Origin of the sequence: Numidum massiliense, assembly GCF_001375555.1 — a bacterium.
Classification (GTDB): domain Bacteria; phylum Bacillota; class Bacilli; order Thermoactinomycetales; family Novibacillaceae; genus Numidum; species Numidum massiliense.
Map to the genome: position 1 here is coordinate 555,195 of NZ_CTDZ01000009.1, position 24,781 is coordinate 579,975.

Annotated in this window: 27 protein-coding genes and 3 pseudogenes; 19 read left to right on the forward strand and 11 right to left on the reverse strand. The window is 51.7% G+C overall.

The genetic code is table 11. The annotated features are described in order from the left end of the window. Positions 1-28 precede the first annotated feature (28 nt). The 6 genes from BN1247_RS18330 to BN1247_RS03265 all read left to right on the forward strand — a co-directional run bounded on the left by BN1247_RS18330 (position 29) and on the right by BN1247_RS03265 (position 4,327). Positions 29-157, forward strand: a complete 129-nt coding sequence (locus BN1247_RS18330) for a hypothetical protein (protein WP_261796018.1) — start codon at positions 29-31, stop codon at positions 155-157. A gap of 146 nt (positions 158-303) precedes the next feature. Continuing rightward, a complete protein-coding gene (gene alaS, locus BN1247_RS03245) occupies positions 304-2,928 on the forward strand; it encodes an alanine--tRNA ligase (protein ID WP_054949109.1) in 2,625 nt (874 codons plus the stop codon). A gap of 90 nt (positions 2,929-3,018) precedes the next feature. Continuing rightward, the gene (locus BN1247_RS03250; RefSeq protein ID WP_054949110.1) at positions 3,019-3,279 is read left to right on the forward strand and encodes an IreB family regulatory phosphoprotein; all 261 of its coding nucleotides are present in this window, start codon (positions 3,019-3,021) and stop codon (positions 3,277-3,279) included. Positions 3,280-3,320: 41 nt separating this feature from the next. Continuing rightward, positions 3,321-3,746 (forward strand): Holliday junction resolvase RuvX, encoded by a 426-nt coding sequence (gene ruvX, locus BN1247_RS03255; RefSeq protein WP_054949111.1) that lies wholly within the window; start codon positions 3,321-3,323, stop codon positions 3,744-3,746. Continuing rightward, on the forward strand, positions 3,739-4,059 hold the full coding sequence (locus BN1247_RS03260; protein ID WP_054949112.1) for a DUF1292 domain-containing protein: 321 nt from the start codon (positions 3,739-3,741) through the stop codon (positions 4,057-4,059). The genes ruvX and BN1247_RS03260 overlap by 8 nt, the downstream gene beginning before the upstream one ends. Further along, complete coding sequence (locus BN1247_RS03265; protein ID WP_082415768.1) at positions 4,046-4,327, forward strand: DUF1292 domain-containing protein; 282 nt, start codon at positions 4,046-4,048, stop codon at positions 4,325-4,327. The genes BN1247_RS03260 and BN1247_RS03265 overlap by 14 nt, the downstream gene beginning before the upstream one ends. 253 nt (positions 4,328-4,580) lie before the next feature. On the opposite strand, the gene BN1247_RS03270 is transcribed toward BN1247_RS03265, so the two are convergent. Further along, on the reverse strand, positions 4,581-5,369 hold the full coding sequence (locus BN1247_RS03270) for an ABC transporter ATP-binding protein (protein WP_054949114.1): 789 nt from the start codon (positions 5,367-5,369) through the stop codon (positions 4,581-4,583). Positions 5,370-5,577: 208 nt separating this feature from the next. Here BN1247_RS03270 and BN1247_RS03275 point away from each other — a divergent pair, with 208 nt between their 5' ends. Continuing rightward, on the forward strand, positions 5,578-5,847 hold the full coding sequence (locus BN1247_RS03275) for a hypothetical protein (protein WP_054949115.1): 270 nt from the start codon (positions 5,578-5,580) through the stop codon (positions 5,845-5,847). Between the two features lie 101 nt (positions 5,848-5,948). On the opposite strand, the gene BN1247_RS03280 is transcribed toward BN1247_RS03275, so the two are convergent. Next, the gene (locus BN1247_RS03280) at positions 5,949-6,221 is read right to left on the reverse strand and encodes a hypothetical protein (protein WP_054949116.1); all 273 of its coding nucleotides are present in this window, start codon (positions 6,219-6,221) and stop codon (positions 5,949-5,951) included. Positions 6,222-6,488: 267 nt separating this feature from the next. On the opposite strand from BN1247_RS03280, the gene BN1247_RS17570 reads away from it, so the two are divergent. Further along, positions 6,489-6,671, forward strand: coding sequence for a hypothetical protein (locus tag BN1247_RS17570; RefSeq protein ID WP_147675168.1), 183 nt, complete (start codon positions 6,489-6,491; stop codon positions 6,669-6,671). Between the two features lie 375 nt (positions 6,672-7,046). Here the strand turns inward: BN1247_RS17570 and sigK are convergent, their stop codons facing one another. The 3 genes from sigK to BN1247_RS03295 form a co-directional block, all read right to left on the reverse strand. Then, positions 7,047-7,754 carry an RNA polymerase sporulation sigma factor SigK gene (gene sigK / locus BN1247_RS03285; RefSeq protein WP_054951471.1) on the reverse strand — a complete coding sequence of 236 codons (708 nt, stop codon included), beginning with the start codon at positions 7,752-7,754 and terminating at the stop codon, positions 7,047-7,049. Positions 7,755-7,863: 109 nt separating this feature from the next. Beyond that, the gene (locus BN1247_RS03290; RefSeq protein WP_054949117.1) at positions 7,864-8,997 is read right to left on the reverse strand and encodes an oxidoreductase; all 1,134 of its coding nucleotides are present in this window, start codon (positions 8,995-8,997) and stop codon (positions 7,864-7,866) included. 163 nt (positions 8,998-9,160) lie between these two features. Then, positions 9,161-10,663 carry a carboxypeptidase M32 gene (locus BN1247_RS03295; protein WP_054949118.1) on the reverse strand — a complete coding sequence of 501 codons (1,503 nt, stop codon included), beginning with the start codon at positions 10,661-10,663 and terminating at the stop codon, positions 9,161-9,163. Positions 10,664-11,087: 424 nt separating this feature from the next. Between BN1247_RS03295 and BN1247_RS03300 the strand changes: the two genes are divergently transcribed. Beyond that, positions 11,088-11,507 (forward strand): CBS domain-containing protein, encoded by a 420-nt coding sequence (locus BN1247_RS03300; RefSeq protein ID WP_054949119.1) that lies wholly within the window; start codon positions 11,088-11,090, stop codon positions 11,505-11,507. A 124-nt stretch (positions 11,508-11,631) separates the two neighbouring features. On the opposite strand, the gene BN1247_RS18555 is transcribed toward BN1247_RS03300, so the two are convergent. Together BN1247_RS18555 and BN1247_RS18335 are read right to left on the reverse strand one after the other, a co-directional pair. Next, positions 11,632-11,784: a YrzI family small protein gene (locus tag BN1247_RS18555; RefSeq protein WP_187119711.1), complete on the reverse strand. Its 153-nt coding sequence runs from the start codon at positions 11,782-11,784 to the stop codon at positions 11,632-11,634. 709 nt (positions 11,785-12,493) lie between these two features. After that, a pseudogene (locus tag BN1247_RS18335) lies at positions 12,494-12,583 on the reverse strand (helix-turn-helix domain-containing protein); the annotation flags it as partial. Here BN1247_RS18335 and BN1247_RS18095 point away from each other — a divergent pair. Further along, positions 12,584-12,745 (forward strand): annotated as a pseudogene (locus BN1247_RS18095) (citrate/2-methylcitrate synthase); the annotation flags it as partial. An 80-nt stretch (positions 12,746-12,825) separates the two neighbouring features. After that, positions 12,826-13,715: pseudogene (locus tag BN1247_RS03305) on the forward strand (lipoate--protein ligase family protein). A gap of 122 nt (positions 13,716-13,837) precedes the next feature. Here BN1247_RS03305 and BN1247_RS03310 read toward each other — a convergent pair. The 3 genes from BN1247_RS03310 to BN1247_RS03320 all read right to left on the reverse strand — a co-directional run bounded on the left by BN1247_RS03310 (position 13,838) and on the right by BN1247_RS03320 (position 16,850). Then, a complete protein-coding gene (locus BN1247_RS03310) occupies positions 13,838-14,524 on the reverse strand; it encodes an LrgB family protein (RefSeq protein ID WP_054949120.1) in 687 nt (228 codons plus the stop codon). Beyond that, positions 14,451-14,909, reverse strand: coding sequence for a CidA/LrgA family protein (locus BN1247_RS03315; protein WP_231633109.1), 459 nt, complete (start codon positions 14,907-14,909; stop codon positions 14,451-14,453). The genes BN1247_RS03310 and BN1247_RS03315 overlap by 74 nt, the downstream gene beginning before the upstream one ends. Before the next feature lie 351 nt (positions 14,910-15,260). Further along, complete coding sequence (locus BN1247_RS03320; protein WP_054949121.1) at positions 15,261-16,850, reverse strand: long-chain-fatty-acid--CoA ligase; 1,590 nt, start codon at positions 16,848-16,850, stop codon at positions 15,261-15,263. 489 nt (positions 16,851-17,339) lie between these two features. On the opposite strand from BN1247_RS03320, the gene BN1247_RS03325 reads away from it, so the two are divergent. The 8 genes from BN1247_RS03325 to BN1247_RS18340 all read left to right on the forward strand — a co-directional run bounded on the left by BN1247_RS03325 (position 17,340) and on the right by BN1247_RS18340 (position 23,297). Then, positions 17,340-17,852 carry a YqeG family HAD IIIA-type phosphatase gene (locus BN1247_RS03325; RefSeq protein ID WP_054949122.1) on the forward strand — a complete coding sequence of 171 codons (513 nt, stop codon included), beginning with the start codon at positions 17,340-17,342 and terminating at the stop codon, positions 17,850-17,852. Positions 17,853-17,854: 2 nt separating this feature from the next. Continuing rightward, the gene (yqeH, locus tag BN1247_RS03330; RefSeq protein WP_054949123.1) at positions 17,855-19,069 is read left to right on the forward strand and encodes a ribosome biogenesis GTPase YqeH; all 1,215 of its coding nucleotides are present in this window, start codon (positions 17,855-17,857) and stop codon (positions 19,067-19,069) included. 33 nt (positions 19,070-19,102) lie between these two features. Continuing rightward, positions 19,103-19,951, forward strand: a complete 849-nt coding sequence (gene aroE, locus BN1247_RS03335; protein WP_054949124.1) for a shikimate dehydrogenase — start codon at positions 19,103-19,105, stop codon at positions 19,949-19,951. A gap of 237 nt (positions 19,952-20,188) precedes the next feature. After that, a complete protein-coding gene (locus BN1247_RS03340; protein ID WP_054949125.1) occupies positions 20,189-20,770 on the forward strand; it encodes a nicotinate-nucleotide adenylyltransferase in 582 nt (193 codons plus the stop codon). After that, positions 20,760-21,350: a bis(5'-nucleosyl)-tetraphosphatase (symmetrical) YqeK gene (gene yqeK, locus BN1247_RS03345; RefSeq protein ID WP_054949126.1), complete on the forward strand. Its 591-nt coding sequence runs from the start codon at positions 20,760-20,762 to the stop codon at positions 21,348-21,350. The genes BN1247_RS03340 and yqeK overlap by 11 nt, the downstream gene beginning before the upstream one ends. 2 nt (positions 21,351-21,352) lie before the next feature. After that, positions 21,353-21,694 (forward strand): ribosome silencing factor, encoded by a 342-nt coding sequence (gene rsfS, locus BN1247_RS03350; protein ID WP_082415771.1) that lies wholly within the window; start codon positions 21,353-21,355, stop codon positions 21,692-21,694. Continuing rightward, positions 21,661-22,539, forward strand: coding sequence for a class I SAM-dependent DNA methyltransferase (locus BN1247_RS03355; protein WP_074011039.1), 879 nt, complete (start codon positions 21,661-21,663; stop codon positions 22,537-22,539). Before rsfS ends, BN1247_RS03355 begins: the two co-directional genes overlap by 34 nt. Before the next feature lie 632 nt (positions 22,540-23,171). Then, positions 23,172-23,297, forward strand: coding sequence for a hypothetical protein (locus BN1247_RS18340; protein ID WP_261796019.1), 126 nt, complete (start codon positions 23,172-23,174; stop codon positions 23,295-23,297). An 11-nt stretch (positions 23,298-23,308) separates the two neighbouring features. On the opposite strand, the gene BN1247_RS03365 is transcribed toward BN1247_RS18340, so the two are convergent. After that, entirely contained in the window at positions 23,309-24,514 is a 1,206-nt protein-coding gene (locus tag BN1247_RS03365) for a PsbP-related protein (RefSeq protein WP_054949130.1), read from the reverse strand. Between the last annotated feature and the right edge of the window lie 267 nt (positions 24,515-24,781).

Genomic DNA, 24,781 nt, shown 5'->3' on the forward strand with positions numbered 1-24,781 from the left:
GCCAGTTCTCGAGTTGCAGCAGTGGCGATTGGGACAACGGTCAAATGCGTCAGCTCAACTGTTAGGCACCGTAGACAGCAGGCAAACAGTCGGGCGCATCCGTTCTTTAACGATCGCGAACCCGCTGCCGGTTAACCGACCGTTAAACGATGAGTGACCGTTCGTTGTAGGCGATACAGCGAAGGGTAATGAGGGTGGTACCGCGGGAAAAACAACCTTCTCGTCCCTAACCGAACGTTGGGGAGGAGAAGGTTGTTTTGTATGCAATGCGGCGAATCGCTCCGAAGGAGGCAGAAAAATAGGATGAAATCGTACGAAATACGTCAAAAGTTCCTTGATTTCTTCGTAGAAAAAGGACACCGGGTCGAGCCGAGCGCCTCGCTCGTGCCGTATGACGATCCGACATTGCTGTGGATCAACAGTGGGGTAGCCACGTTAAAAAAATACTTTGACGGGCGGGTCACGCCAGATAACCCGCGCATTTGTAACGCGCAAAAGTCGATTCGCACGAACGATATCGAAAACGTCGGAAAAACACCGCGGCACCATACGTTTTTCGAAATGCTCGGCAACTTTTCCATCGGCGACTACTTTAAAGAAGAAGCGATTTTATGGGCGTGGGAATTTCTTACCTCGCCGAAGTGGATCGGCTTTGCACCGGACAAGTTGTCCGTGACGATCCATCCGGAAGACGATGAGGCGCTCCGCATTTGGCGCGATCAGGTCGGCGTGCCAGCAGAGCGGATTGTTAAGTTGGAAGACAACTTTTGGGACATTGGCGAAGGGCCGAGCGGGCCGAACACGGAAATTTTTTACGACCGGGGCGCCCACCTATGCGATCCGGATGACCCCGAATGCTACCCGGGAGGGGAAAACGACCGTTACTTAGAAGTGTGGAACCTCGTCTTTTCCCAGTTTAACCACAATCCGGACGGCACGTACACGCCGCTTCCGAAGAAAAACATCGATACGGGTATGGGGCTGGAACGGATGTCATCTGTGTTACAGGACGTCGAGACGAACTACGATACGGACTTGTTCCGTCCACTCATTGAACAGACGGCTGCCATCGCCGGAGTGCGTTACGGTGAAAACAGTGATACGGACGTCGCTATGCGCGTCATTGCCGACCACGTGCGTACGGCTTGCTTCGCCATCGGCGACGGGGTGTTGCCGGGCAACGAAGGGCGTGGTTACGTCATCCGCCGTTTATTGCGGCGCGCCGTCCGCTACGGGAAAACGCTCGGGATCGAGGGAGCGTTCATGTACCAGCTCGTGCCGACCGTCGCTGAGTTGATGGGCATGTTTTACCGCGAAGTTGTCGACAAACAAGATTTTATCGCCAAAGTGGTTAAAGGCGAGGAGGAGCGTTTCCACGCGACGTTACACGACGGATTAGTCATTTTAGAGCAAATCGTAGCACGCACGAAAGCGGAAGGAAAGAACCAACTGTCCGGGGAGGATGCCTTTACACTGTACGATACGTACGGCTTTCCACTCGATTTAACGGTCGACTTTGCCGCCGATCACACCCTCGACGTCGATCGGGAAGCGTTTGAGCGGGCGATGGAAGCACAGCGGGAACGGGCCCGCGCGGCGCGCGAGCACGTCGACAGCATGCAAGTGCAAGGCGGCGCACTCAGTTCGTTAAAGGTTAAAAGCGAATTTGTTGGTTATAATGAAGTGGTGACAAGTGCGCACGTTGCAGCGCTCATTAGCGAGAATGATAGCGTAGAGGTCGTTTCGAGCGGCGAGCGGTGCTTGCTCGTACTGGATCGGACGCCGTTTTACGCTGAGAGCGGCGGTCAAGTGGCTGACCGGGGGACGGTTACTAGCGGTAAGTCACAATTAACAGTTGAAGATGTGCAAAAAGGGCCAAACGGCCAGCACATTCACCACGTGCTCGTCGAATCAGGGACAATTCGCGTGGGAGATGCCGTGGAGGCGGCGGTCGACCAGGCCATGCGCCAAGATGTTGTGAAAAACCATACCGCGACTCACCTTTTACACAAGGCGTTAAAAGAAATCGTCGGCGAACACGTCAACCAAGCGGGCTCACTCGTTGCACCCGACCGCTTGCGCTTCGATTTTTCGCATTTTGCAAGCTTGAGCGCCGAACAACTGGCCACGATTGAACAGCGTGTCAATGCGCGTATTTGGTTAAACGAACCGGTCGACACACTCGTCAAGCCGCTCGCTGAAGCGAAAGAAATGGGTGCAACGGCGCTCTTCGGAGAAAAATACGGTAACGTCGTGCGCGTCGTCAAAGTCGCTGACTACAGCTTAGAATTGTGCGGTGGGACACACGTATCCCGTACGGCGGAAATCGGCTTGTTTAAAATTGTGAGCGAAGGCAGCATCGGCTCTGGCGTACGCCGCATCGAGGCCGTGACTGGGCAGCACGCGTACCGTTATTTGAGTGACCAGTTACAATTGTTGAAGCAGTCGGCCGAGCTCGTCAAAAGTAAAGTAGCGGAAGTGCCGGAACGAATTGAGGCGTTGCAACACACACTAAAACGAGTCGAACGCGAGAACGAGTCACTGAAGGCGAAGTTGACGCAAGCGGAAGCGCAACAAATCGTCCGCCAAGTGCAAGACGTCGCCGGCGTGCCTGTACTTGCCGCCCGCGTCGACGCGGCGGACATGAACAGCTTGCGCAATACGGTCGATGCTCTGAAACAGCAGTTACCGCAAGGGATCGTCGTACTCGGTGCAACTGTCGGTGATAAAGTGCAACTCGTCGCCAGCGTGTCCCCCGATTTGGTGCAGGACGGCTACCACGCGGGTAAACTTGTAAAAGAGGTTGCGACCCGCTGCGGCGGTGGTGGCGGTGGCCGCCCAGATCTAGCGCAGGCTGGCGGGAAGGAACCGGATAAATTGCAAGCGGCGTTATCCGAAGTGCCAGCACTCGTCGCCCGTATGGCGTAAGTTCACAAATATTACACGGCTGAGGCAGGAGAAACAAGTAGAGAGCGAGAAAGAGTTTTTAACTACTTTTTCAGGTAAGGGGTGGCTAGGTTGAGTTCGATGGACAAAACGATGAAGTTTAGTTTTAAAGATGATGAACAACCAGTTGACGTACGTGAAGTGTTGTTGAGCGTTTTCGCAGCACTTGAGGAAAAAGGATACAACCCGATCAATCAAATCGTCGGATACTTGCTATCCGGCGACCCGGCCTACATTCCCCGCCACCAAAACGCCCGTAACATGATTCGCAAATTGGAGCGGGACGAAATAATCGAGGAGTTAGTGAAGTCGTATTTAGAGAACCACAAATAAGTAGGCGCAATGTTGGATAATATACACGATAGGGGTTCATCATGCGTATTATCGGATTAGACGTCGGGGAGAAGACAATCGGGGTAGCGCTCAGTGACGGACTCGGTTTGACTGCGCAAGGTGTGGAAGTGATCCGCCGTGCCAGCCGTGCGCAGGACATCGCGCGTCTACAAGAACTTATTGAAGCTAACGACGTGAGCCAAATCGTCGTCGGGCTGCCAAAAAATATGGACGGGTCGATCGGCGCGCGCGCGCAAACGTGTCAGTCGTTTGCGCTAGAGATGGAAAAAGCGCTCGGATTGCCCGTTATCTTATGGGATGAGCGGTTGACGACCGTCGCGGCGGAAAGGACGTTGTTATCGGCCGACGTCAGTCGCAAAAAGCGGAAACAGGTAATCGATAAGCTTGCTGCATCCCTCATTTTACAAGCTTTTTTAGACGCGCAAAGGAGGAATACGCATGCCTAAAAATGGGGCTAGCGATGAGCGGGAAGTCATTTATATTCCCGACGACGAAGGTAATGACGAAGCATTTGAAGTGGTCATGACGTTTGAACGGGATGACAACGGCAGTAAATATATGATGGTCACTCCGGCCGACGGCGAAGTTGACGAGGACGGGCATACAGAGGTGTACGCGTTTCGGTACACCGACGACGATGACCATCTCCACCTCTACCTTATCGAGGACGAGGACGAATGGGCGGTCGTCGAAGAGACGTTCAACACGCTGCTCGGTGATCAAGAAGAAGACGACGGTGAGCAGGATGCAACCTTATAAGGTGTGCCACTGTTTAACAGACGCGTTCGGTACAGAACTCGTATTGGAAAATGGTGGATCGAAAGGCGAACGTTACCGCATACTGGCGGAGATGGAAATCGACGAACAGCCGTACGCCGTGCTACAGATGCACGGCGATCCGCGTGAAGACGCGTATTTATTTCGCGTCCTGCGGCACGAGGAGGGCGGGTATGTCGTCGAAGACGTTGCCGACGACGACGAATGGGAGCGCGCTGCCGATGCGTACTATCGAATGATTTGCCAGTAACAGTAGGTGAGGTTGCACGAATTGTCGAGACGTGGCCTAGACGGAGCAAGGAAAACGTCGGGCGGGATGGTCGGGTAACCCCCCTTTTTTGTCCGACGTTTCTTTTTTGTGCCGCCGGTGTAAGGGCCACTTATGTGTTTAAAATGGTTAATCGCCATACATACACCATGGTACGGTAAACCCCTAATAGGGGTTTGACGCTCCGGGGCGGCGAGCGACCAGCCCGTACAGTTACAAGTTCGATAACCCCCTATTACACGAGTTTGACCCACGGTCGATCTTTCTGCCATTCTACTTCCAGCGGCATATCGAACAATGTACTTAATTGACAGTCGGTTAACGACTGTTTTTTTTCGCCACTCGTTAACACGCACCCGTCTTTTAGCAGTAGCGCATGTGTAAAGAGCGGTAAAATCTCTTCGACGTGGTGCGTGACGTAGACGATTGTCGGTCCGTCAGGTTGTTCCGCAAGGCGTTCAATAGTCGCAAGCAGCTGTTCGCGCGCCGTTAAGTCCAAGCCCGTACAAGGCTCGTCAAGAATGAGCAATTGCGGTCGGCTCATCAATGCCCGCGCGAGGACGAGGCGCTGTTTTTCGCCTTGGGAACACGTGTGAAACAGTTTGTCGGCTAACTGTTCACAGCCAAACAACTGCAACAGCTCCAGTGCGGTTTGCCGATCTTCCTCGGTGACTGCTTCGTACACGCCGATCGACGCATGTTTGCCGCTCAATACGACATTTAGCGCATTTTCTCGTCGTTGTGAGCGATAGAAGCGATCAAATAAGGTCGCACTTACCCACCCAATCGATTGGCGTAGCTCGCGTAGGTCGACGTGCCCAAACGACTTACCTAACACGGCAACCGAACCGCGTGACGGCCACATATATCCGGAGACGATATTCAAGAGTGCCGTTTTACCTGCGCCGTTCGGACCGATGAGCGCCCAGTGCTCCCCACGCCTCACTGACCAGTCGACCGCATGCAATATATAGCGGTCGTCGCGTTGCCAACTCACATTTTGTAAATCGATTATATTAGCCAAAGTTGAAAAACTCCTTTTTGCTATGATTCAGGAAAGTAGTGGGGGATTGACAGGCTTGATTCAGATTCCCCTTCTCCGCACATTGTTAAGTCGCACAAAAGTGCCTGTTGTTGTATGATTACCATAATAGGATAACTCGCGTCATTACTCAACCGGGTATGAAAGGAAGATATAAAATCTCATCATGGACGCTAAGGGAGGCGAATGATTGTTGGACATTAAATACTATATTTTTGAAACCATTGCTGCAAGCCACATAATGAGTGGCATCCTAGACTTGTACAAAGTGATATTTGACACCCGGAATTACTTACCTATTAAAATAAAAGATAAAAAAGGATTACTATTTAATATCGCATTAGATGACACAAAGGTTATTGGATTTAAAATTGGATACGAGCTTGATAAAAATAAGTTTTATAGTTGGCTGGGCGGTGTGGATCCTAAATTATTAAGAGGTGAGTTAACGCGTTGTTAAGCCATAAACCCAGCATTAAGGCTAATTAATTAATAAGTTCTCGACAATAGAATGACCCTCATACGTATTGTATAAGGGTCAGCTTCCTCTTTATGTGGTGGCTAGGCATTTTTTAGTTTATAAATGTCACGGTCATGTTTTGCAATCATTTGATCGTAGTAGGCAAGATCGGCTTTCATCACCATTTGTTCCAACATTTTAGCAGTGCGGTCATCAATTTCTTCAACAGCTTGAGCAATGGCTGGGATCATGGCCGTATCGTCCTTGAGCGCCACGATGTCGGCTTTCATGGTCGAAATGTCCACTTCAACGTTGCCAACGCGCTCGTTTAACTGTCGCAGTTCACCCAGAATCAGGTCTAATTTGTCGTCCATGGCGGTCCTCCTTTCTGTTTTCGACTTTCATCCGTATCGAGTCGGTTGCTCCATCTAGTGCTGCGAACCTAGCCGTTCATATTGCTATAGCTTTTCTTATTATAGCAGAAGCATGGGTGACCTACGGTTAATCTTTTACAGATTTTCTTCTACTGCCAGAATTGTGTCAAACGAGTTGGTGTCGTGAGGACCTTCTCGATTTACTGTCGATTAAAGGCATAAATACGTGTTGAGCGGTGTTGATTGTCACTGAAGGGGAGTAGTGCAATGAGATATACAGTGAAAGGGAGAATAGGCGGAAGGTCGTTAGAGGTCTACCGACATCATCAACATAGCGGTGCCGCAATAGGTCGCTCCCACCGCGTACTGCACGACCGTTGTCGCAAGTGTGCTGACGCTGCTTCTGCTGTGGCGGCGGGAGAGGAAGCGGGATGTTGTTTAATGTCATGACTTCTTTGCGGGTAGACAGAATTTGATCGCTGTAAGTACGAACCAAATAGTACCAGAAGTAAGGCCAACCCATTTAAGCCAAGTCATGTGGTTTAAAGTCGAGGTCGGAGATCCAAGAAGATAGTAAGAGAAAGAAAAGTAGATCTGTTGCGCTAAGCTTCTGCATAACTTTTTCCGGTGGAATCGGCTATGATCTATTTTAGAGAACGTCACGATGTACGCAACGGTATAAAAGGTGTGCGGAATGCCGATCACCGTAGCTCCTATCTAAGGAATACCATAACAAAAGGTGTGCTTCTGTCAGCGTATTCTTCGAAAAAGGAACCTGAAAGAGCCCCTGTAAAAGGGGCCATCCACCAAGCCTTTAAGCTTACACTACTTATTCTGCTCCTTCGTGCGGTAAAACTCGTGAAACAATTTCATTAGTGCCCTTTTTTCGATGCGGGAAACGTAGGAACGCGAGATACCGAGTTTGCGAGCGATTTCTCGTTGCGTCTGCTCTTCGCCGTTATCGAGCCCGAAGCGCCCGCGAATGACTTCTTGCTCGCGTTCGTCGAGCACGTGAATGAAGCGGTATATTTTGCTCTTCTCGATCTTGAGTTGCACTAGCTTGATCACTTCGTCGATATCTGACCCGAGGACGTCGATTAACGTGATTTCGTTGCCCTCTTTATCAGTGCCGATCGGATCGTGGAGTGACACATCTTTGCGCGTCTTTTTTAGGGACCGCAAATGCATTAAGATTTCGTTCTCGATACACCGGGCGGCGTACGTGGCGAGTTTTGTTCCTTTGTTCGGACGGTAACTTTCGATTGCTTTGATTAAGCCGATCGTTCCAATGGAAATTAAGTCTTCGCTGTCTTCGCCGGTATTCTCGAATTTTTTTACGATGTGTGCCACGAGGCGCAAGTTGTGTTCGATCAACATGTTGCGCGCGACTTTGTCCCCCTCGCCTATTTTACGTAAGTAATATTCCTCCTTGTCTTCGGAAAGTGGCTGGGGAAAGGCGTTGTTTTTAATGTACGACACGAACAACACGATCTCGCGGAACATTAAGGAAAGTAAGGCAAACAGGCCCGGCACCACGTGTCACCTCCATAAGTTGGAGGGACTTGCTCTCTACTGTCGCAAGCCCTCTTAAGTTACCTTATGAGGATAAAGTGGGCGCGTGCCTGTTCGGGAGAAATTTTCCTTACGCTTTCAGTGACACAACCCTTCCTTCGGCATGACTCCGCATTGCGGCTTCGATGACGCGAATCGTCTCCCGACCGTCGACGGATGCTACGGGAGGTGCCTCCCCGTGCAGAATTGCTGCTGCAAACACGCGGTAATAGGAAGCGTATGAACCGGGAATAGGCGTTACTTTAGTGGTTGTTGTCGGCAAGTTCGCTCCGCTTGTTGTCTGTTCTCCTCCGCTTGTTGCTTGCTCTCCTCCGCTTGTGGGCAAGGTAGTGACGGCGACGTCGATGGCGCGAGCGGCGTCGGCGGCAGTTGCCCAGGCGGCGCTGCCCGGTTTGTGACCTTGTTTAAGTGCTGCTTCTTGTGGGTCAAGGCCGTAACTGAAGAAACTGCCACGGTCACCGTGAACGGCAAAGCGCGGTCCTGTCTGTAGTACGAGGCACCCGCCGTGCAAAATGACGCGTAGCGGGTCGTCGTAGCCGAGTACGAGGTGGAAGTAGTCGACTGTTTGCGCAGCAGGACGTTGTAACATGAGATCGGCCGATACTGTTTTTGGCGGTCCGAACAGGTGAATCGCTTGGTCGATGAGATGGGAACCGAGGTCGTACAACAGCCCCGCGCCGGGGACATCGCGTTCGCGCCAACGATCCCGCACGTGTGGACGGAAGCGGTCAAAGTGAGCTTCGTACGTGTGGATATTGCCTAATGTCCCGTCGGCGATGTTCGCTTTTAACGTTAAGAAGTCGCTGTCCCAGCGGCGGTTTTGGTACACGCTCAGGATGAGTCCGCTCTCCTCGGCGATTTGCACCAACTCATCTGCTTCCTCCGCGTGGAGGACGAACGGCTTTTCGACGACGACGTGTTTGCCCGCCGTGAGGGCCCGTTTGGCGAACTTGTAATGCGTATCGTTAGGAGTCGTAATGACGACAGCGTCGATCGTTTCGTCTTTGAGCACCTCATCGATGTCGGAGACGACGGCGACATCGGGATAGTCGCGCGTCACTTTGCCTGCGTTACTCGAGACGACTGTCGTTAGCGTTAGATCGTCGATCGCGTCGATGATCGGGGCGTGGAACACGGAAGCGGAAAATCCGTAGCCGACGAGTGCAATATTCACGTTGTTAGTAGTGCCACTTTTGTTGTTCATGTTGTCACTCCTATTGTCCATTGTGCCACTCCTTTTCACTCCTCAAAAATGAATTGAGACGTGAAAAACAATTACGTAATTTATATAACTATTGAAACAAACGTATCAAAAACGGGTACCGCTCAGCCCTTCGGTCGTGGCGCGGTACCCGTTAAGTGCACAGTTACAGTTCGTACAGTTCGCCGTATTTTTGTCGTAAATAACGCATATACGGTTCGTTCGACAGCGCGCCGCCAGTCGTGCGAGCGATGAGTTCTTCTGGTGTAAATTTACTGCCGTGGCGATAAATGTTTTCTTTCAGCCAGTTGTGCAATGTAGCGAAATCCCCCTGCCTGATCTGGACCGGAATGTTCGGGTGAGCGCGCAAGGCAGCGTCGAAAAATTGGGCACTCATAACGTTGCCGAGCGTGTATCCTTGGAACGATCCGCCGATCGTCCCCCCGAACCAGTGGACGTCTTGTAAGACGCCGTCGCGGTCGTTCGGCGGAGTGACGCCGAGGTCGGAGGTGTAGCGTGCGCGCCACGCTTCGGGCAAATCGCGTACAGCGAGGCGGCCTTCGAGCAGTTCGCGCTCTAAGTCGTAGCGGATGATCACATGCAAATTGTAGGTCACTTCGTCGGCGTCCGTACGAATTAACGACCGCTGCACTTTGTTAATGGCGCGGTAAAACTTATCGAGCGAGACGTCGCCTAGCTGACTCGGAAACGCTTCTTGTAGTTGCGGGTAAAAATACGTCCAAAAGTCGCGGCTGCGTCCGACGATGTTCTCCCACAAGCGCGATTGGCTTTCGTGTACGCCGGAAGATGTGCCTTCGGCGAGCGGCGTGGCTTCAAATTTCCGGTCGATTCCGAGCTCATACATCGCGTGGCCGGCCTCGTGCATCGTCGAAAACAGTGCATCGGATAAGTCGTTTTCGTTAAAGCGAGTGGTGATCCGTACGTCGCTGAGGGAAAACTTCGTCATAAACGGATGGTGTGTGCGATCTTGTCTGCCGCGTTCGAAATCGAAGCCGTATTGACGAATGGCGTCGAGACCGATCGCTTCTTGTTTGTCTTCCGGGTAATGGGCTTTTAAAAAGCCGTCCTCTGGCGGAGTCTGTGCCGTAATCGTTTCGACGAGCGGCGTGAGTTGGTTGCGCAAATCGGCGAATAGCGGGTTGATCGTCGCAACTGTCATCCCGTAATCGGAGAAGCCGATGAGTGGGTCCATGACGTGCTCCGCTTTGAAGAAAGACGAAAATTCCCGGCTTAACTCGAGCGTTTTTTCTAGTAACGGCGCGACGGCCGCAAAGTCGTTTGCAGGGCGCGCCTTCGTCCAAGCCGAATAGGTGACGGCTGAATGGGAATTAAGTTTACTGACAAAGTCAGATGGAATGTTGACCAATTTTTCATAATAGCGCCGAGCAAGGCGGATGAGACTCGCGTCGTCGGAATCGTAAGGCAAACTTTCTTCGTAAGGGCGCAAGTCGTCGAGCAACTGGCCCGTTTTATCATCGGTGATTGTTTCATGTGCAATGCGCGCCAGCGTCGCGATTTGTCGACCGCGCGCTTCAGCACCGGCCGGCGGCATGTAAGTCGATTGATCCCAAGACAGCACGGCACCGGCAGCGAACAAGTCGTTAGTCTCGCGTAACCGTTCTTTAAGCTCTTTCAATTTAGCTTCCATCGGATCCTCCTTATGTACGATGTGATATTATTGGGGTGGCGGGGATCGTGTACCTTAAAAAACGCCAGTCTACCCCGCAAAGAAAAGCGATGCTACTAAGAGTTTAACACAATTGTTTGCTGCTTCGGCACTTTTTGTGCGGGTCTGTCAATGTGAATGAAGACTGCTTTGTGCACGGCGGACGAGGAAAGCCGCCCTTTTCCCGCGCAGTGTCATCGCGGGTAATCAGTGAAGTTCGCCGCCACTTGCGGTAATGTCTGCATTCGTCGTTGCGGCTGTGACGACGGCGATGTGCAAGGCCCGGACGATGTTGGAAACACGATTATTTTTTTCGCTCCAAAATGAGCAAATCATGTTGGTAACTATCGCGTGAAATGCCGTATAATTAGGGTAGATAACAAGGTGTGGAAAAGGATGTGCTCCGATGAACATTGCCTTTTTTTTACTGCCTAAAGACGAAGTGAAGTTTTTAAATCCAGAAGCGACGTTGCGTCAAGCACTAGAGAAGATGAAGTATCATCGATACACGTCGGTTCCGCTCATTAACGAACAGGGTCAGTATGTTGGGACGCTTACCGAAGGAGACTTATTGTGGTTTATTAACAATGCGTTGGACGAGGGCCGCACAGACGTGTTGAAGGCGAAATTGAAAGACGTTCCGCAACGCGTCCACAACGTGCCTGTGTCCATTAACGCTGAAGTTGAAGATTTATTGACACTCGCGATCGACCAGAACTTTATTCCCGTCGAAGATGACCAAAAAAGCTTTATCGGTATTATTAGGCGGAGGGACATCATTAAATTCACAGCTAAACTGCTATATAACCAAAATCAAAATAGCTAATTTGTAAACGTTGTTATTGCGACTGGAACATAACGACCTTTGACGACATGAAACAATAACGAAACCCCGCAGATGAACTGGCGCGTACCTGCGGGGTTTTCAAATGTACCTTTAGATGACGTCGTTAATAAAACATGTGCCAATGTTTGGCTCGTCGATCGCTTACTTCTTCCATAAGGTGCGCGATTCGTTCAGCGCTTTGAACGCGTGTCGCGTCGATGGCGGGTTCTCGCCGCGAGATCGTTACTGTAAAAAATAGTAAGTGGAAAGTAAACACGATTGTTCACCCCCTATATGTGTGTGTCTTCTTTCACGTCGAACCTTCCACCAATAAAAACCAGACTGTCTGAAAACGTACATTGCTCATAACATTTCCTCCTTTGGGTGCCTAAAAATAAATAAAAAGCCACAGGTTGGTAACCACCTGTGGCTTTTAAGCGGGCGCAAGTTATTGTCGGGAGTAAGAAGGAGAGGACAAGAAATTGGACCGTGCCAGAGTCGTTAATGTCGAGTGTCGTACTTCGACAAAGTATATGGCATTAACGTCCGCAACTTAACCCCTTGACAGCATGCGCTGAATCGCCCGAAAATATAAAAAAGCCACAGGTGTTCGACCTGCGGCTCTTTATACCATGTGATGTGAGAGTAACCTTAGCGAACTACTGAACAGCTACGAACAGCCGTTAGCGTTCGGTTCCCCTCGTAATTAAATATAAAGCGCGAGGTCGACGAGAATGGAAGTATGCAGTTTTGCCCAGTGTGTTCACAACGTCAGTCATTCTGTCGTACCTCCTTTAGAAATAATTACAATTGCTATTATACGCATGTTACGCCCTTCTGTAAACCCTTTTTTCGTAAAAAGGTGTTCTTCCATAAAAAAGGGTGATCGCATTCGTTGTAGTATCCTTGCCGCCAACTTTGCAAATCGTGAACGCTTTCGTCGTAACTTTTTATTATCTCTTTTGCATAGGTCAGAAAACGGCGTCCACCGTCGGTTGTGCCAAAAAGAGTACTTCCGCTGTTTTGTGGAAATTTTCGTAGTGAGCAGCCGTCACAAATGTTCTCAACCACTTCATGTCCTACAGGCCGTTGCGATGCCTTCCACGCTGTACACGCCGACATTTACCGCGAGCAGAATCATCGGCTGGACGGCGCACGTGTTGGAGCAGGCAGCATATAATCGCATTTTCCGGCCACAGTCCGTTTATGTCGGATCCGTACCTTCTAAAGACATATAAAAAAATGCCGTACGGCACATAATCGTGTATGATAAGGAGATGATGGATCGACATTCCTTGAAGGACAGGAGTACGACTCGATGACACTTTTAGAAACTTTTCTCGATCAACCGGCGTGGCGCATCATCGACCATACCGAGTTCGGCACAAACTTTGCCGCGCTCGATTCTTTTGCGATCGACGATACGTTGTGCGCAGCCGTCGGCGCCAACGAATCGGAAGCGGTGGCGCGCTTCTGGGTACACGATGCGACCGTCGTGCTAGGTATACAAGACAGTCGGCTACCATTTGTGTCCGAGGCACTTGCAGAGTTAGAGGGACGTGGTTACCATACGCTCGTCCGCAGTTCGGGGGGGCTCGCCGTCGTCCTCGACGCCGCCGTGCTTAACGTTTCGCTCATCGCTCCAGCGCCAGACGTGTTCGGGGGCATCGACTTCGGCTATGAAACGATGTGGCAGCTCGTCCGCGAAATGATTTTGCCGTTCGGAAAGGGCGTGGCGACGGGGGAAATAGTCGGATCGTACTGTCCGGGTCGTTACGACTTGTCGATCGGCGGGCGTAAGTTCGGCGGCATTTCTCAGCGGCGGACGCGCGGCGGGATGGCCGTGCAGGCATTTTTGCTCGCCGCAGGGTCAGGTGCGGCGTGGCCGTGCAGGCATTTTTGCTCGCCGCAGGGTCAGGTGCGGCGCGCGCGGCGCTCGTGCGCCACTTTTATGATCGCGCTGACCGGGAACGGACGTCGACCTTCGATTACCCGCGTGTTCGCCCGGAAACGATGGCCTCCCTCGCTGAATTACTCCAGACGGACATAACGGTCACACAGTTAAAAGGGCGCGCTGCCGACGTCTTACAGCAGCATGCACCGCAACTAAGGGCGACGCCACTTTTTGCTGCGGAGGCTGCTCGTGTGGAACGCAACCGCGAACGGATGATGGCGCGCAACGAAAAACTACTGCGCGAAAGGAATTAAGGTGTGAACGCTTCTCGCGTCTATCTTCTTTTTTTACGTGAATGGAAAAAGCCCAGACGACATAACGATGCGTCCTGGGCTTTTATGGGCCAATGGAACGATTAAAAGGTGGAAAAGACCTTTTAGAATAAAAGTAAAATGAAGAGCGGGGCGAGGATGGAGGTGAATACCGCACACAACGTCATCGCCACGGAGCTTGCGGTGCCTTCTGCTTCGCCGTATTCCAACGCCTTGGACGTACCGATCGCATGGGCAGCACTTCCCATGCCGACGCCTTTACCGAGAGCGTGGTCGATGTGGCACCATTTGAATACATACGGGCCGAACACGGCGCCAGTTAAGCCAGCGACCATGACGAAGACGGCTGCAAGCGGTGGGATGCCCCCTAGCGTGCCTGCGATATCCATCGCGACGGGGGTCGTCACCGACTTCGGCAAGATGGAGTAGATGAGCTCTTCGTCGAAACCGAGGAGATGAGCTAGCGCGATACCGCTAGCGAGCGCCAGTAGGCAACCGACCGTCACGCCGCATAAAATCGAAACAGCGTACTGTTTCACCATCTTCCGGTGGCGATACAGCGGGATCGCCATGGCGACGACGGCAGGGCCTAGGAGCTCGTTCAGCCACCGCCCGCCGATCATATACGTGTCGTACGAAATACCGAGAGAAAGTAATAGCGCGACCATTGCCGCCCCCGACGTCAAAAGCGGCAGCAACAGCGGGAAGGGGGCGTATTCATAAAGGCGCTTCATCGCCAGAAAGAGGACGATGGTTACACTGATGGTGAGCAGTCCGACAAGCCATTTCATCGCGTGCCGCCTCCTTTCGACGTGCCATCCACTGCGTGACCAACCCCGACGTACATAAAACGGCGACGGTACTTACCATGACGATGGCGACCGCCCATATGCCCTCCTCTTTAAAAAAGGGCAAGAAATCGATGACGCCAATGATTGTTGGAAGAAATAGGAGTGGTAAATAACGCAACAGCGGATCAGCTCCGGATGCGAGCCACTCCTCTTTAACGAGTCCAGTCATTAAAAAGAAAAACAAGAGCAACATGCCGATGATGCTGCCGGGAACGAACAAATGGAACGCGCGCTGCAGCCACGTGCCGACGAGATACAAAACATACAGCCCACTTAATTGGACGATAAGGCGGATCGCTTTCTTAAACATGTAATCGACAGTCACTCCTCTCTAACAACCTTTCATGTGACAAAGCGTGATCTGACGTACTGTTCTGCGGCGCTGGCGGGACATATACGTCGCCTTGTGTCTCACCTACACCTCATAAAGCTCATAAATGTGTTTGGCAAGTTTAGATATTATGATATTGTGTATTTTATATAACCAGCGATATTTTGTAAAGTACTTTCAAGTGTGAATAACGGTGCGCAAAGAAAAAGACGGTGCGTTACACAGGCTAGCACCGCCCATTTTTTAGAACCGGTTCAAAACTTATTACCAATTTTATTCCGCTTTTATTCCGCAAAAACGCATGGCATCTGTGACCCTTCGTCAACATTTAGTGTACGAGTTTTTCTAGTGTACGAGTTTTTCGTGATCTTTCCACCAAGCGGTGCGTAAGCGGTACTTCTGGATTTTTCCCGTAGCTGTGCGCGGTAGTTGATCGACGAAGATATACTCTTTTGGCGCTTTGTAATGGGCCAAGTGCGAGCGACAAAATTGCTTCAGTTCGGCGGCAGTCGCTTTGCTACCCTCTTTCAGCACGATGAACGCGACGGGGGCTTCGCCCCATTTTTCGTCCGGCTTCGAGACGACGCCGACGTCGAGGACGTCCGGGTGTTTGAACAAGACACCTTCTACTTCGATCGAAGAAATATTTTCACCGCCGGAAATGATCACATCCTTGGAACGGTCGACAATTTCGATGTAGCCGTCCGGGTGAATGACCGCAAGATCGCCAGTGTGAAACCAACCGTTGCGGATCGCTTTGGCCGTCTCTTCCGGCTGTTTGTAGTACTCCTTCATGACGGTGTTGCCCCGGGCGACGATTTCGCCAATTTCTTTCCCGTCCCACGCTACTTCTGTACCGTCGTCGCGCAGTACCGTCGTTTCACCGCTAAAAATCATCTCCACGCCTTGCCGACTCATCATCGCCGCTTTTTCATCCATCGGCAAGTTTGCAAAGGAATCGCGCCATTCGCAGTAAGAGATGAAAGGCGCCGCTTCGGTCAACCCGTAAACGTGGATAATAGTCATATTTAAACGCTGTTGCACCTTTTCGATGACGGCCGCTGGCGGCGGGGAACCGGCCGTGGCGATGCGCGGGTGCGCTTCTAACTCAATGTTGTCGATGTTCGGTGCCTGCAATAACATGCTAAGTACCGTCGGCGCGCCGCAAGCGAGCGTTACTTTTTCTTTTTCCATCAATGCGAGGACGTCTTTTGGGACAATTTTGCGGAGACAGACGTGGGTTGCCCCGACACCAGAAACGGCCCAAACGCCTCCCCAGCCGTTGACGTGAAACATCGGGAGTGTGTGTAAATACACATCGTCAACCGAGATGTGTAAGTGAAACAAGAAGTCGGCCGCATTAATATACGTGTTGCGGTGGGTGAGCACGACTCCTTTCGGTTTAGACGTCGTGCCACTCGTATAGTTAATCGTGATCGGATCATTTTCGTCAATCGCGACAAAAATAGGATCTGCACTCGACTGAGCGAGTAGTTGTTCGTAGTCGATCCCTTTCAGCGGCGATTCGTAACCGCTGTCAATTTGGACAACGTGACGGACTTTGGGTAACTGTGGCAAAATCGTGTCAATCGTCGCTCCCCATTCGGAATCGACGACGATCACCTCGGCGTCGCTGTGATCGATTATGTAGCGCAGTTCCTCTTCTTTAAGACGAATGTTCAGCGGGACGAGGACGGCTCCTAACTGACAAATACCGTAAAAGCATTCCAACATTTCATGCGTGTTCGGTGCCAATACGGCGACCTTAACGTCCTTTTTTACACCGAGGTCTTTCAGCCCGTGGGATAGCCGATCGCATCGTTCGGCAAACTCCACATAAGTAAAGCGTTTTTCACCGTCGATGACAGCGAGTTTGTTGTGGTACAGCTTGACAGCTCTCCGCTTAAAGTCTAGTGGCGTTAGTGGTGTGATCATGTTGGCGCGATCTCTCCTTTCACTCTTACTACTAATGTGTACTTAACAACGTAAAGCGGTTACACATTGATGATGCTATGTGGTAACGTGTTAAAGTCTGTGACCGACACGCATAGAAAACAGGTGCAGCGTAGGGAACCATCGTGCGTCGCACATACTATTAAAGCGCTTACCATTTTGGCACCCCGAGATCTTCTTTACGAACACCTTCATCAATTCTAACGTTGTGCTCCCGCAGGCCAAATAGGGACAGTGCAAATCCAAGTCCGAATATAACATAATAACAGACATAGAGTCAATCCCCCAATAGTTTCGTTAGCACCGAAGAATAAAAAAAGTCGCTAGAAGGTGGGCTGTTTCCGCTAGATGGGGAATTTATGCCGGGGAACCTTTCCACTGAGATTCTTTTTTGCGGGAGGGCGGGGAAATATGGTAAGCTTATGCCATCAAGAAATGCCGTTAGAGGTGCATTTGAGGTGAATAAAGGCGTTGAAGCAGCTAATTCCAGATATGTTCGTCAAAGATGTGTACAACATCGACTATAACGACTTGCAACGCCGCGGAATTAAGGCGATTATTACCGATTTGGACAATACGTTAGTCGAAGCGGACCGCCTAGATGCGACGCCCGAGTTAGTCCGCTGGTTAGCGGAAATACGAGCACGAGGCTTTCGCGTGATGATCGTCTCCAACAACCGAGAGACGCGCGTTTCCCGGTTCGCGGAACCGCTCCGCATTCCGTACATACACGCGGCAAAAAAACCGTTCAACACGTCGTTCCGCAAGGCGCTTCAACGGATGGAGACAACCTCGAAGGAGACCGCCGTCATTGGCGACCAACTGTTTACGGACGTACTCGGCGGCAATCGGCTCGGCTTGTATACGATTTTAGTTACCCCGATCTCGAAGCGGGAAGGACTGGGGACGAAAATAAACCGCTGTTTGGAAAAGCTCGTCTACGCGTGGATGAAAAAGCGCGGCATCGAGCGGTGGGAGGAATAAGTTTGACAGAGGCGATACATTATTGTGCCGGCTGCGGCGCACGGTTACAAACTGAAAATAAAAACCGTTCGGGGTATGTGCCAGAGGGCGCGCTGACGAAGGAAGGAGCGGTATGCCGACGGTGCTTCCGCATTCGCCACTACAACGAAGTGTCACCGGTCGAATTGACGGCTGACGATTACCGCGCCGTGTTGGACCAAATCGGCCAGTCGGAGGCGCTCGTCGTACAAATTGTCGATATTTTTGACCTCGAAGGTAGTTGGGTACGGGGGCTGCCGCGGCGGATTGGCGCCAACCCGCTCTTGCTCGTAGCGAACAAACTGGACTTACTACCGGCGTCGACCAACTGGCGCCGCCTTGAACAATGGCTGCGCCACGAATGTCTGGAATGGGGCGTGCGCCCGTTAGACGTCGCGCTGTGCAGTGTGAAAAAAGGGACAGGCACGGAAGATGTCGTTCAAAAAATTGAGCAGTACCGCGATGGCCGCGACGTGTACATCGTCGGGGCGACGAATGTCGGCAAGTCGTCGTTCATGAATCGGATTTTAAAGGATTACGGGGAAGGTGAAGGTAATGAAATGACGACTTCGTTTTACCCGGGGACGACGCTCGGCACAGTCGGCATCCCTTTAGAAGACGGTCGCGAGCTAATCGACACACCGGGTATTGTCAACGAGGACCGCCTCAGTGAGCGCATCGCGCCGCACGACTTGCGCTATGTCGTACCGACGGCGCGCCTAAATCCGAAAGTGTTCCAGTTAAACGCAGAGCAGACGCTCTTTTTTGGCGGGTTGGCTCGCTTCGACTTTAAGCGCGGCGAACGACAGCCGTTCGTCTGTTATGGGGGACGGGAGCTGTACATCCACCGCACGAAACTGGCGAACGCCGACCAGTTGTACAGGGAGCAGCGCGGAAAACTGTTAGTGCCGCCAACTGCTTCAGGAGAAGTCGCTGCTAGCAATCCTGCAGATCGCTTGCCTGATTCAAGGGAGGGCTCAGTCTCTGGGGATCCTATATCTAACGATTCGCGGTTAGGGGATCCAGTAGCCGCCAATGCACTTGACTTGACGGTCAAACGGTCTTTTCGGATCGACGGTGAGAAGACGGACATCGTCATTTCTGGGCTCGGCTGGCTGACGTGCCGCGGCGATGCCGCTGACATTGACGTGTACGTGCCGCGCGGCGTCGCTGTATCCGTTCGACCGGCAATTATATAGCATAGCGACAGTGTGTTCTACGGGAGGGGTTACATGGAGACGACGGTTCAGGCGACGGCACACACACAGCTTTTAGCGGTCATCGGGCACCCGATCGCCCATTCAAAGTCACCACAGATGCATCAAGCCGCTTTAAATGCGCAGCAGCTTCCGTTGACGTATCTTGCCTTTGACGTGTGGCCGGAAGAGTTACAGGAAGCTGTGAGTGGGTTGCGTGCACTCAGGGTACGCGGCTGGAACGTCACGATTCCGCACAAAGTGGCGATTATACCTTTTCTAGATGCAATTGACGAAGATGCGCGGGAAATTGGCGCCGTCAATACGGTCGTGAACGACGGTGGCCGGCTCATCGGCTACAATACGGACGGGGCGGGCTACTTGGCGTCCTTGCGCGAGGAGACGGGAATAACGCTCCGTGAGCAGCGGGTGCTTATCTTAGGGGCAGGCGGTGCGGCGCGGGCGATCGCCTACGTGCTGGCGCGGGCTGGTGTACCACACATCGTCGTCGCTAACCGTACCGCTTCCCGAGCGCGCGAACTCGCCTCGTTTGTCGCACAGTGGACGGAGACATCGGCACTTGCCTTGGAAGAGGTAGCGGCGTGCACGAGCGACCGCACCTTAATCGTCAATACGACGTCTGTCGGCATGGCACCGCACACGGACGCCACGCCACTCGACCCACGGCTCATACCAGCGGGCTCTGTCGTGAGTGACTTAATTTATAATCCGGCGAAGACGCTGCTCTTGCAGGAAGCGGAAAAACGCGGCTGTACGATTCATAACGGGCTAGGGATGTTTATTCGCCAAGGGGCGCTCGCCTACGAGAAGTGGACGGGAAAGCCCGCACCGCTAGACGTCATGCGCTCTGCCGCTTCGTCGTAAGATATAGTAAGGCAGGAGTAGATCTGTAAATAGGGCAATAGGAAGAAGTGTTGCCCGGAAAACGTTTGATAGATATACTTACAATCTGTCGCTTCGGAAAGGGACGAATCGTTACGGTGGGAAGAAAAGAAAGCACATCTAGGATAAGATACAGTCGACAAATTGCGCAGTACAGGCTGTGTAGCCAAGCGATGGTCGCTCATAAAGAAGTAAGTGATAGGGCGGTGAGAGGTTAGGATGCGGGTCGGACTAATGGGTGGCACGTTTGATCCGATTCACCTCGGGCACCTCATCGCCGCGGATCATGTACAGGAACAATTGGACTTAGACGAAGTATGGTTTTTACTAGCAGCAGTGCCGCCGCACAAGAGCGGCCAGAGGATTACCGCCCCAGAGCATCGCCTGCAAATGGTGCGTTTGGCCGTTTCTGACCACCCGCATTTTCGCGTCTGCACGATTGAATTTGAACGGCGCGGGCGTTCGTACACCGTCGATACGCTCACCATTTTGCGGCAGCGGTATCCGGAACACGACTTTTTCTTTATGATCGGTGGGGATATGGTACAAAATTTACCGAACTGGCACCGCGTCGACGACCTCGTCCACTTGGTGGAGTTTGTCGGCATGACGCGTCCCGGGTACGCACGGCAGCCGTTACCACCCCCGATTGCGGCGGCGGTACAGTATGCCGAATTGCGGCTCGTCGACATTTCGGCGACAGACATTCGGGAGCGGGTAAAAGAAGGGCGTTCGATCCGTTATATCGTACCGGATCAAGTGAGAAACTACATTGAGGAGCAACAGTTATATGCAACGTGAACAACTTTTAGCGGCGATCGAGAGCGAGTTGAACGATGCGCGCTTTCAGCACACGCTGAGAGTCGCGAAAACGGCCGTCGAATTGGCGGGGCGGTTCGGTGCAGATCCCGCCAAAGCAGAACTGGCGGCACTGCTGCACGATTACTGCAAGTGCTGGCCGCGGGCGACACTCAGGCAATGGATCGTCGATCGGCAGTTAGATGAAGATGACTTGTTAAACTACGGACCGGCTTTATGGCACGCGTTTGTCGGCGCTGCTGCTGTACACGAGCGCTTCGGGATTGACGACGAACACGTGTTAAACGCGGTGCGTTACCATACATCGGGAAGGCCGGGGATGACGCCGTTAGAAAAAGTTGTCTGTCTCGCTGATTATATTGAGCCGGGGCGTACGTTCCCCGGCATCGACGACGTGCGCGATCTCGCACAGCACGACCTGGAACGGGCGCTATTGCGTTCGTTCAACAATACCGTCATGTGGCTGTTACAAAATGACCGCAAGGTGTTCCCGTTAACGATTGCGGCGCGCAATGACTTGTTAGTGCAAATAGCCGCTCGTCATAAAAAGGAGGCGTTATAACATTGGATGAATTGCAAGTAGCTAAGTTAGCCGTTCACGCGGCCGAGGACAAAAAGGCGCACCGCTCCGTCATTTTAGACATTCGCGGGTTATCGGTCATCGCCGATTACTTTGTCATTACGACCGGGAACTCGGAAAAACAAGTGCAGGCGATCGTCACCGGGGTCAAAGATGCGATGGCCGAAGCGGGAATCGACATTCGCGGCATTGAAGGGTACGAACAAGGCCGCTGGGTGTTAATCGACGCTGGCGACGTCGTCATTCACGTGTTTCACCGCGACGAACGCGACTTTTACGGGTTAGAACGTCTATGGGGAGACGCGAAAAGGGTCGAGGCGCAGTGACGCCCCTTTTGCGAACGACTGACGATAGCTACCGGCAATTAGCTTATGTTTACGATTTACTCATGCGGGATGCGCCTTACGGCGAGTGGTTGGCGTGGGCTGAACAGATGTGGCGCTTGGCGGGTAGTCATCCCCGCCAAGTCGTCGATTTAGCCTGTGGGACAGGGACACTGACTCGTGCGCTAGCACAGACGGGTCGTCAAGCAATCGGCGTCGACTTGTCCACCGACATGTTGGCCGTGGCGGACCAGAAAGCGGCGGATAGGGGTGGTACGCAAGGTGCTGATCGCGTCGCAGGAGCCGGAAGTGTCAGAAGTGCCAGAGGTACCACAGGCGCTCGAGACGGTGCCGTCACGTGGCTGCAGCAAGATATGCGCGAGCTGCAATTGCCAGCAGCGGTGGACAGCGTCGTTTGTTTTTGTGACAGTCTGAACTACTTGCTGACGGAAGGAGATTGGCGCGAGACGTTCCGCGCAGTATACGATGCCTTACAGCCGAACGGCGTGTTTCTATTGGACATTCACAGTGAGTATAAGGTGCGCACCGTGTTCGGTAATGAAGTGTACGCGTGGGAGGAGTCGGGTGTGTACTGCGTCTGGCACAATGAGCTCGACGAGGCGGCGTGTGCTGTAGACGAAGCGCTCACCTTGTTTGTCGAAGGTGAAGACGGATGCTACGAGCGGTTCGACGAGTGGCATCGCCAGCGGACGTTTCCGCCTGACGTCGTGCGCCAGTGGCTGGTCGACGCCGGGTTTGAGGTGCTTATGGTGACGGGTGATTTCCGAACGACGGGAGGAGTTCGTGCCGAGGATGAGCGCGTCTTTTTTTGTGCGCGGAAACGGTAGGAAGGTAAGTCCTGCGAATCGTGAACAGGGATGTGAGAGAACGAGAAGGTAATCGCAGAGATTGAGGATATAGAGACAATATAGATTGGCGAAAAGAACCAGCTCCTACAGGGCTGGTTCTTTTTGAGGTTTACATTGGGATATTTTTCGCCATTACGTGAAAAGAGCCAGCTTTCGTCTATGAGAACCTTTTAAACGCTCGGTTGCTTTAAGTTTCGCTTGCTAAGTGTATGATGATTCGTTATTGTATTATTGGTATAACATTAGACTGAAAGTTGGGATTAACATGGAACTATACATTTGGATGTTTATGGCGATCATACTATTAGTCCTTAGTATCGCTGCGTTATTTAGAACTGTTAATAAAACTGTGAAAAGGAAATGCGATGACTCCAGACAACTAAAGGAAAAAATTGATAAATCAGAACAGGAGGTTAAAGAAATTAAGAATAAATTACATAAATAAGAAATGAGGTTCTTAAATGATTAAAATGGGAACATGTTAATTTGGCGTTGTACGATGGTCGTAACAGCGAGTTCCGGCTGGTCCCTCGTCGTGCTCATCGTCTATATGAGACGAGTACGCATGTGTTGACGGAGGGACACTTACTGCCGTTTTTACAAACGTGTGTTTGTTTCACAACGCACCGGCTCTGAGCGACGTCCTTCGGGAGTGGTCGGTGTATGTGCTTGCGGCGAGCGGTGCGCTGTTTTTAACCGGGCAATGGTTGCTGCAGCGCACGCAGCGGTTTCATTAGTTGCCCGATGTTTACTTCAGATCCTTAAAGGAATTAACCATTCTTTGAAACGTCTTTTTGCTCTCGGCAAATTGGTCTTGGTTGGACCATGCCATGATTTGGTAGAAGTGCGTCTTCGTTTCGACGACAGTGTACAAATAAGCGATTTTGTACTTACTCATTTCCCCGGTCGCCTCAAATTGCAGCGCCTTGTAGTTGCCTATTGTTATTTTCTTCGGGGAGGTCGTTTTTAAGTTGTCGATCGAATCGGCCGTCATTTCGTGGAAGAAATCGACGAAGTCGTCTAAGACCAACTCATTTTCCTTTTTTTCATCGAAAATGACGATGGCGTATTCGTCCCCTTGCAAGTTTTGTACTTGAATGTCGGCGCTGTCGTTCAGATCGTCCGTCGACTCCCACCCGCCGGGAACGGTCAGCTGTACTTTGTTCTTCTCGTCTTTCACGACGTGTTCGCCTTTCGGTGCCTCTTTAGTGGTGGAAGTTGCGTTGCCCGCGTCTCCGGCTAATGGGCGGAAGCTGGCGGCTATTTTTTCAAACTCCGCTTGATGGGTCGCGACATTTTCATCTACAGTCCAAAAGACGAGTTGATAAAACTTGTCGTCCGCCTCGACGAGATACACGATGTACTGGACATCGATGCCTTCTACGTTCGCGGGCATACTGAAATGAAGGGCCGGGAGCTCATTGATCGTCAGTTTCTGCGGTTTGCTCGCTTTACCGTCTTTTGCACCGTCTGTCATATTGGTACTCACAATGTCGTAATAGTCATCGAGTTTGGCGCCCTTGACGAAGTCCTTTTTATTGTCGTACAAAATAATCAAGTATTTCTCCTTAATTAAATTGGCAAGGCCGAGTGTCGCTTGCGGGTTTAAGTCGTTTCGCTCTCGCCAATCTTTGGGTGCCTCGATTTGAAATGAACCGTCGGGGCTTTTGCGCACATTCTCTTGCTCTGAGGCGAGAGTTGTTTGCGAGGGGCCGTCGTCACTTTTGTCCTTGTCAGTTTTTTCGTCCTCATCCGTGTCTTCCTTACCGTTGTTGTCGTCTTTTTCGTTTGCTGTAGGTTCTTTCGCTGTTTTTTTCTTTTTGTCACTCGCTTCGGTTGTAGACTCTTTGTCGCCTGCGGACTCGCTTTTGGCTGAGCTACACCCGACGAGTAGAGCAAATGCGCATGCTACGGCTAAGAGCAGTTGCCCCAGTTTGTTCCTTTGTACGTGCATCTCGTCCATACCTCCAAATGGTTTTTCGGTCGGCGAGGTACGGTCGTTCGACCGCCTCTTGTAATTACATGTAAAAGTATATAGGATGTGTGGTTAGTTTCATACTGTTTTTTTACGGGGTTTGCGGCCTGACTTGCGTCACCACTCGATTACACGACACGTATGAGCTCGGAAGGAGACGTCTATATTCTATCAAAAGGAGTATTTCCTTTTATTTATTCTTTTAGTATAATCTCGCTTAGACATCAAGATTAGGCCGGAAGTAGT

What these genes read in the sequence shown, in the direction of transcription:
- alaS (WP_054949109.1), top strand. Translation starts at nt 304, where the DNA reads ATGAAATCGTACGAAATACGTCAAAAGTTCCTTGATTTCTTCGTAGAA.
- ruvX (WP_054949111.1), top strand. Translation starts at nt 3,321, where the DNA reads ATGCGTATTATCGGATTAGACGTCGGGGAGAAGACAATCGGGGTAGCG.
- BN1247_RS03260 (WP_054949112.1), top strand. Translation starts at nt 3,739, where the DNA reads ATGCCTAAAAATGGGGCTAGCGATGAGCGGGAAGTCATTTATATTCCC.
- BN1247_RS03265 (WP_082415768.1), top strand. Translation starts at nt 4,046, where the DNA reads ATGCAACCTTATAAGGTGTGCCACTGTTTAACAGACGCGTTCGGTACA.
- BN1247_RS03280 (WP_054949116.1), bottom strand. Translation starts at nt 6,221, where the DNA reads ATGGACGACAAATTAGACCTGATTCTGGGTGAACTGCGACAGTTAAAC.
- BN1247_RS17570 (WP_147675168.1), top strand. Translation starts at nt 6,489, where the DNA reads ATGAGATATACAGTGAAAGGGAGAATAGGCGGAAGGTCGTTAGAGGTC.
- BN1247_RS03290 (WP_054949117.1), bottom strand. Translation starts at nt 8,997, where the DNA reads ATGAACAACAAAAGTGGCACTACTAACAACGTGAATATTGCACTCGTC.
- BN1247_RS03295 (WP_054949118.1), bottom strand. Translation starts at nt 10,663, where the DNA reads ATGGAAGCTAAATTGAAAGAGCTTAAAGAACGGTTACGCGAGACTAAC.
- BN1247_RS03300 (WP_054949119.1), top strand. Translation starts at nt 11,088, where the DNA reads ATGAACATTGCCTTTTTTTTACTGCCTAAAGACGAAGTGAAGTTTTTA.
- BN1247_RS03310 (WP_054949120.1), bottom strand. Translation starts at nt 14,524, where the DNA reads ATGAAATGGCTTGTCGGACTGCTCACCATCAGTGTAACCATCGTCCTC.
- BN1247_RS03320 (WP_054949121.1), bottom strand. Translation starts at nt 16,850, where the DNA reads ATGATCACACCACTAACGCCACTAGACTTTAAGCGGAGAGCTGTCAAG.
- aroE (WP_054949124.1), top strand. Translation starts at nt 19,103, where the DNA reads ATGGAGACGACGGTTCAGGCGACGGCACACACACAGCTTTTAGCGGTC.
- BN1247_RS03340 (WP_054949125.1), top strand. Translation starts at nt 20,189, where the DNA reads ATGCGGGTCGGACTAATGGGTGGCACGTTTGATCCGATTCACCTCGGG.
- yqeK (WP_054949126.1), top strand. Translation starts at nt 20,760, where the DNA reads ATGCAACGTGAACAACTTTTAGCGGCGATCGAGAGCGAGTTGAACGAT.
- BN1247_RS03355 (WP_074011039.1), top strand. Translation starts at nt 21,661, where the DNA reads ATGGGGAGACGCGAAAAGGGTCGAGGCGCAGTGACGCCCCTTTTGCGA.
- BN1247_RS03365 (WP_054949130.1), bottom strand. Translation starts at nt 24,514, where the DNA reads ATGCACGTACAAAGGAACAAACTGGGGCAACTGCTCTTAGCCGTAGCA.